At 39.0% G+C, this 7,413-nt stretch carries 4 protein-coding genes; 3 read left to right on the forward strand and 1 reads right to left on the reverse strand.

The features are described 5' to 3' along the window. The first annotated feature begins 289 nt into the window (after positions 1-289). The 3 genes from H6F44_RS21510 to H6F44_RS21520 all read left to right on the forward strand — a co-directional run bounded on the left by H6F44_RS21510 (position 290) and on the right by H6F44_RS21520 (position 4,240). Positions 290-781 (forward strand): hypothetical protein, encoded by a 492-nt coding sequence (locus H6F44_RS21510; RefSeq protein ID WP_190353141.1) that lies wholly within the window; start codon positions 290-292, stop codon positions 779-781. Positions 782-786: 5 nt separating this feature from the next. Then, complete coding sequence (locus tag H6F44_RS21515) at positions 787-3,837, forward strand: leucine-rich repeat domain-containing protein (protein WP_190353142.1); 3,051 nt, start codon at positions 787-789, stop codon at positions 3,835-3,837. A gap of 205 nt (positions 3,838-4,042) precedes the next feature. Then, a complete protein-coding gene (locus tag H6F44_RS21520; protein ID WP_206754484.1) occupies positions 4,043-4,240 on the forward strand; it encodes a hypothetical protein in 198 nt (65 codons plus the stop codon). Positions 4,241-4,339: 99 nt separating this feature from the next. On the opposite strand, the gene H6F44_RS21525 is transcribed toward H6F44_RS21520, so the two are convergent. Next, on the reverse strand, positions 4,340-6,817 hold the full coding sequence (locus H6F44_RS21525) for an NACHT C-terminal helical domain 2-containing protein (protein ID WP_199302232.1): 2,478 nt from the start codon (positions 6,815-6,817) through the stop codon (positions 4,340-4,342). Between the last annotated feature and the right edge of the window lie 596 nt (positions 6,818-7,413).

Consider the following 7,413-nt stretch of genomic DNA (forward strand, 5'->3'; position numbering starts at 1 on the left):
TCGTTACGGCGGGGCATATTTCTTGTTTTTCGTAGGTAACTCGCATTACATTTTATAGCGTCATGGCGATCGCGCAATGTGTAGCGCATGATGCTAATTGGTTTGTTGGCTATTTTTTAGCTTGTTGTTTATCGAGATTATGCTAAACACGACTGTTAATCAGTTGACAATACTAGTTATGAAATTCATCTTAAAAACTTAATCCTTGTTATGGTCTTACCTATCTTGACATTATTAGTATAAATCTGTTTTAATTAGGAAAATCAGATACAGACATGAGTAATAAATAATGATTATAGACATACAGGTGTTAGCTGACAGCGCTATATTTAGCGATACCCAATTTAGCGTACAGGACTTCCAAAATGGATTGTTCAATCTGATAGTTACACAACAGCAAAGCCTGTATTTTGAGAATGGGGATTCCTTAATTGGTAGGGTTACAAAACCAGAAAGAGAGTTTGCAGAAGGGTCGGCAGGACTTAAAGAAATAGCTCATGGTGCTGCAACAACAATTTCGCTCCTTATTATTTCTGTTAACGTTGTTGGTGATGTTGCTATTGATCAATCAAACAATATTGTTGACGAAGAACGGATAGAGCAGGTAAAAAAGGAAGTTGTTGACAAACTCAACGCAGGTAAGCACCTTGTTCAGGGAGGGATAATTGTTTATGAACTCATTGATGGGAAAATAAAAGCATCGAAGAAGAAAGTTGATGAGCAAGCCGAAAAGAAGAAGACTAATGGACAAGCTGATTCATCCAAGAAAAAAGGTGAGTGAATCTAATGACAAAACGAGCATTAGTAATTGGCATACCTGGTAATCCATCTTTTCCTAGAATTCCAAATCTTGATGCTGTATATAGTCAAGCTAGTGATGTTGAAAGACAATTTAGGCTTAGAGGCTTTCAAGTAACTTCTTTAATTGGCAATGCTGCCTCAGCATCAGTGATTGAAGATGCCATGCGGAAGCTATACAGTGAGAGCTTTGTAGAAGATACTACTTTGCTGTACTATCTGGGACACGGTTTTTATCGTAATAATGTTCTTTGGTTAACTACATCACAAGCATCATTTGAGCAAGCTATACGGGAACATCACTTAATTGACATTTCTACTCGCTTACAAGGACTTCTTAAAGATTATGCAGCGGCAGCACGAAAAAACTACATTATTATTGATTGCTGTGATAGTGGATTAATTAAATTACTACCAGATAATCCTGCTCCCCCTCCTCCTTGGTTTTGCTGTATTACTTCCACAAACTGCATCGGAGGTATACCACAGGAAGCGATCGCAGATCATGGTGACAAAAAAGAGCTATTGTTCACCCACAAGTTTCTGGCTTGCTTAAGGCAAGGTAAAGCGTGGTCAATGGAAGCACTTTATGACTCTTTATATACAGAAATACCCATAGAAGCATCCAGACAAAATAGGACACAGCAACCCTACTGTATTCGTTCGAGCAATTTTGGTAACCTCTATCAAGAAACTTTGTTTGAAGCAACTGAGTTAACTGCTGAATTTGAGCGGATTCAAACATTTTTCTTTGCCAATGCTTGCACAAACCTAAAGTCATCTTACTTTTTCCCTTACGCATATTTACTATCTTTAGAAGATGATTATGAGCAATCTTCTACTCTAAATACCCTATACAAAAAAGCAAAAGATCAAAAAGTAGATTCAGAACAATTACGAATAGAAATAACACGCTGGCTCAATTTTTTTCAGCATTACGAACGCCTTTGTTTGGAAAACGAAATTGATGCAAATGTTTACAAGGAGCAATATTTAGCAGATGAGGGGCAATATTTAGCAAAATCTTATAAAGTGAAGTTGAGTCATATTTTTGAATCAATTAGCTTAAGATTGAAAAGATTTAGAGAAAAAGCTAATGATGATACACAAAAACGATTTGCTGAGATTGCTAAGAGCTCATATGATATTTACAAAGAGGAATACTTTATTAACACACGTAAATACAATACAAAGCTGCCACAGCATCAGATCCAAAAGTTAACAAATGATTGTTTGGGAATTATTAGACATGAATTTTTTCCGATAGGAGCAAATTTATGGCAAGGGAATCAAGAAAAGACTGAGGCGGAACTTGAGGTTCCCCCTTTTGTCTTTATCACAAGAACGCAAACTTTAGTAGAAATTCTTTACGAATGTGCAGATGATATTGTAAAAGGAATCAGAGATAGAGAAAGTGTGGTTAAAGATAGGAAATTTCTCTCTCAATCTAGTAATTTTGGAGTAGTGACTTGTAATCGTGATACTGAAGATAAATCACAAAAAAAATGGATAGAAGAATTAGACTGGGCGATCGAAAAACTTGCTCTCCCTAAGCCAATCATAGAAATCGAGTCTGAAACAAGAAAAGATCCAGTTCCACCAGTCCCTGAACCTAAAGATTCAAACAAACCGTCAATTTCTCCATGGTGGTTGAGTTTAGGCTTACTGATAATTGCTATGGGTGCTACGGCAGCAAATTTTATCCCAAGAGGATCGCAAGCAACAATTCACCAGCCAATTTCTTGGTGCGACAAAGAAATCTCAAATGATTTAGTTAAGGAAATAATTGAACAAAACAAATTAAATTGTAAGGATGTTTCTTCCTTAAAGTCAATACGTTTGGATGGTCAAGGAATTGATGATACAAAGTTGGATAATCTTATAAATTTGCTAAAGGATTCTAAGCTAGATGAGATAGATGAGCTAGATTTGTCAGAAAACAATATTGAAAAGCTTGAAAAGATAGAGAAGTTAGGAGAGTTGAAAATCAAAAAATTATATCTTTCTAGGAATTCTATTAAAAACATTGATATATTCTTGAATAATCGCTCTAATTTAATGGAATCTTTGAAAGTTATTTGGTTAGATAATAATGCAATAGAAAACATTCCTGAAACTATAAATTCATTGAAAAACCTTGAAGAATTAAGAATTAGTAATAATCCTCTTCTTTCTGCTGATGATAGTATAGAACGAATCTTAAGATTACCAAAAATTCAAAAACTATGGGCTGAAACATTAGGAGCTTCAGAAAAAATTTGGTCAAGTATTAATAATAAAGAAACGTTGAGATCTCTGTATTTGGCAAAAAACAATATTAAAAATATCACTAAAATTGATTTACCTTATCTGCAAGAATTAGATTTATCTGAGAACGGGTTAGGATCAAATAAATTTGATTTATCTAATGTTAGGAATTTGAAAAAGCTAAAGTTAGGTTTCAATAGATTACAAGACGTTGATATAAATCTAAACTGTGAAATAGAAAAAGAGCAGCTTAATCTTAGAGAAATTGATCTTTCTTCTAATAATCTTGGTGGTGATGTTGACGGTAATCCCGATGAAGATAAGTTAATTAAGGCAATTAGTGATCATTCAAAATGTTTTCCATATCTCCGTACTCTAATTCTTAACGAAAACAAAATTAAATCTATAAAGGGTATTGATAAAATCAAATCTATCACTTATCTCAAGGTAAGTGCAAATCAGCTATCTAATATTAATGGTGTTGAAGGTTTAGAATCACTTAAAGAACTTATCCTTTTTGATAATAAGCTTAAATATAATTCACAATTGATAGACAGTTTAAAGAGTCTTAGTGAAAAGTCTAAGGGTTTGCTCATACTTGATCTCAGTAGAAATGATTTGAGTCTTTCTTCCGACAATGATACTCCCTTTAGCAAATGGGATGAAATGAGGTATGCCTTGAGTGAATTTAAAAAGATAAAGAAGATTAGCTTATCTGGAAACAGAGGTGTAACATCAGATATAGAAAAAGCCTGTCCCGATACTAAGGAAGCTAAGAAATGCGACTTTTGAGTAATTTCTGTATTATGCACTTGGAACATTACATTTGAATTAATCACAGAAGTATGTCGCGATCGCCAATTAGAAAAGTGAATTAGTGCAATATTCACGCTAAATTTTTGGGCTATCGTTACGGCGGGGCATATTTCTTGTTTTTCGTAGGTAACTCGCATTACATTTTATAGCGTCATGGCGATCGCGCAATGTGTAGCGCATGATGCTAATTGGTTTATTGGTTGTGGTGATGGCGATCGCAATTTATCCACAGAGAAATATCATCATAATCCCAAAATCCTGTAGGGGCATAGCATTCCCGCAGAGATTTATGATTTTGCCGATTCCCTTTATTTGGGAATGTTCTGCACTAAACCTCGCAACGCAGGGACAAGCGATCGGTGAAGGCGAAGAGGGTTAAGCATTTGCGGAATGATGTGTCTGTGATGTTTTTAAAAATTGTGGCGCAAATGCTTAACCCCTACGGGAAAATTTGGTGATAATTTTTCCTTTTTCCTTTCTACTTTTTCCTTGGTAAAAGCATCGTTGATTCGATTTCTTCACGGACTTGTTTGCTGACGTAGCTGCGGTTCATGCACTCGACAAGGAGGAGATTGGCTGCGTAATATTCTTTGAGAAGTTCCACTTGCTCTGTAGCAAATTGCCAATCATGACCAATATTGCGGCGACCAATACATACCCGTCGAAGTTCTTCAATCCATTCCTTTCTATGATTGTCCCACCATTGATAGAACTCCTCTCGTTCAGTTGGGAACTGAGACTTAAACACTTGCAGCGCTTGTCGTAATACATCATCACCAAGATCGGACGCGCGTTCGAGGTCGAGGTCGATGGCGCGGGCGCGGGCGCGGTTGAGGTCGATGGCGCGGGCAAGGTCGATGGCGCGGGCAAGGTCGAGGACAAGGTCGAGGGCAAGGTCGAGGGCAAGGTCGAAGTCGAAGTCGAAGTCGAAGTCGATGGCGCGGTTGAAGTCGATGGCGCGGTTGAGGTCGGTGGCGCGGTTGAGGTCGGTGGCGCGGTTGAGGTCGAGGACTTCAAGGTATGCGTAAAAAGCTCTAACTGTTACTGCTTTGTATGTAACCTCTACAGAATTTGTCTTTTGATCTGTCCATTCTAAGAATGATTGCAACTTCTCATCATTTGCAATCATTCTATCAGTGCGATCCTTCATCATCTTCAAAAAATCATCCGATCGCCTCAACATTTCCGCAGTCAATAAAAATACCTCCTTCCATCGAGGATCGGTAATATGCTGCATCAACGTTTCAAAATGTCTTTCTCTCTCAATTTCTCTCGCTGCAAAATATTCCTGAAAAGTCAAATGGGAAAATGAATAAATATTTCTCGCCCTCTCCACTAACAACCCATGATGATGCTCGATCGCCTTTAGCACCACCTCACTATCCAGCCGCAACGCCTCAGGATCGGCGGACGCTTCAGGGAGATTGCAGATATAGTCCTTAATCTGACGTTGCAAATCCTCTTGCCGAAAGAAATATTCACCATTCACAAAAGTATTAAAAGCAATCTGTCCCAGCATATCCTCTTTATTTTGCGGCGAAAGATGTTGATAAATTATCTCCCGTTCAATATTGCGCTTCGCATCCCATTTTTTCATCAATACTTCCAAACCTTCCTTATACAGTTCCGATCGCTTCGGCGGGAAGTCGTTACGCTCTCCAAATACCAAACACAACAGCGTCAGTAACAAAGGACTTTTTGCCAATTCCTTGACAGGTTCATTACCCTTCAACCTCTCTAGCATCCGTTCCGCCTTTGATTCATCCCTCTCCCGAAACCAGTTATTGACAAAGGTTTCAATCTGCCCATCGTCAAAATCCGCAACCTCAACTTCCGTAAACTTCTCAAACTGATATTCCCTTGCCGCAATCCGACAGGTAATCGCAAATCGATTTTTTAGCCAATCTCTTGAGAATTGATCGATATCTTGCTTAACACGCCGATCATCTTCCTTCTTCACCTCATCCAATCCATCTAACAGAATTAGCGCTTTACCTTCATCTAGCAAACTTTTCACTACATCCTGCGATACCTTGCGCTTTTCAAATTCCGTCAAAATATAATTCTCTAGCGATGGCTGTCCTCTCTCTTCCGCATAAGCTTTCAGCGTCACAAAGATCGGCACAAGTTCCCCATGAAACCTACCACCGAGACAAGACATCGCCAAATATTTCATAAACGTGGTTTTCCCTGCCCCTGGTTTACCCAACACCACCAGCTTTTGAAATTCCTCTACGGCAGCAAATCCTGTCACCCGTTCTTTAATCGTCCCCACTAAAAAGCGATCAAAATGCTCACGGGTACATACCTCCATCACCTCGTCATAGCCAATCCGCCGCCGCCCGATCACATCCTTGATGATATTCACATCGGTATAAATCCGATCCAGATCAACAGGTTGCGTCATGTCCAACACCCGCATCGTCCCACAGCGCTCCCGAATATCATCCGCGCATCTCTCCCGCGCCAGTTTCACCAAATCCTCAATACTCAACTTCGGCATATCTTTGGCTTCAGCCGATTGATCCGAATTACCGATTATTTGATTGATCGTTAAGTTAATATCATGTCCAGCAGTCAGGCGATCGGCTCCCACCTGTTTAACGGTTGGCTGAATCTCCGCTTTTACATTCTGCTCATCACCGCCATCAGTCAGGCGATCGGCTCCCACTAGTTTAAGGGTTGGTTGAGTCTCCGCTTTTGGATTCTGCTTTTTCGCCTCTGCCTCTAACCAATTCCTCAACTTATTCGACTTATTCGCCCCATTACCCGCAATACTAAACTTCTTGTAAATTCCAGTCTTGCGATTGCGGATCGCCTCAGCCGTGACGTGCAATATTTCCGATATCTCGCGATCGCCCTTACCATCGCCCCACCAAAGCAAAAATACTTCCTCTTGTTCAGGAGACAACTCGTACTTACGAGCCAAATCAGTTAAGAAATTGGGAGAAAACATAGGCAATCTGGCGATTTAGATAGCTTTATCTTAGCCGAAAATTTAATATAAACAAACATATGAACAAAACCTGTAGGGGTTAAGCATTTGCGCCACAATCTCAAAACCCATCACAGAGATATCATTCTGCAAATGCTTAACCCTCTCCGCTTTTGCCGATAAATTTTCCCTGCGGTTTGAGAATGATCAATGAATGTTCAAGGTTAAGGGTAGAGCATTCCCGATTTTAAGACCTTTCCCCTACGTTTTGAGGTTAAGGGCAGAGCATTCCCGATTTTAAGGGATTGGTAAATTTGTAAATGGTTGCGGGAATGCTTTGCCCCTACAGCCTTTGATCTTTTTTGTGGTAGTAGAGGTAAGTTCTGTAACCCTGACTACGCAAGGAACTATGTAAGGCAATGTAAGGATTGTAAGGCTATGTATGTGGATTAGACTTGTCGGGAAATAAAAGAAAGGTATAGAGGCAACTTCACATTTATTTCTGCACTTCAATCCATTAGTAAATACTAAAGCCATAAGTTCAATAAGTTGAAGCATAACCAAGGTTTGATATCGGTTATCATCATCCCAATACGCAAAAAAAAAGATGATAAATA

It is taken from the genome of Pseudanabaena cinerea FACHB-1277 (assembly GCF_014696345.1).
Classification (GTDB): domain Bacteria; phylum Cyanobacteriota; class Cyanobacteriia; order Pseudanabaenales; family Pseudanabaenaceae; genus Pseudanabaena; species Pseudanabaena cinerea.

Excerpts from the sequence above, each read along its gene's own strand:
- H6F44_RS21510 (WP_190353141.1), top strand. The coding sequence starts at position 290 with ATGATTATAGACATACAGGTGTTAGCTGACAGCGCTATATTTAGCGAT.
- H6F44_RS21515 (WP_190353142.1), top strand. The coding sequence starts at position 787 with ATGACAAAACGAGCATTAGTAATTGGCATACCTGGTAATCCATCTTTT.
- H6F44_RS21520 (WP_206754484.1), top strand. The coding sequence starts at position 4,043 with ATGCTAATTGGTTTATTGGTTGTGGTGATGGCGATCGCAATTTATCCA.
- H6F44_RS21525 (WP_199302232.1), bottom strand. The coding sequence starts at position 6,817 with ATGTTTTCTCCCAATTTCTTAACTGATTTGGCTCGTAAGTACGAGTTG.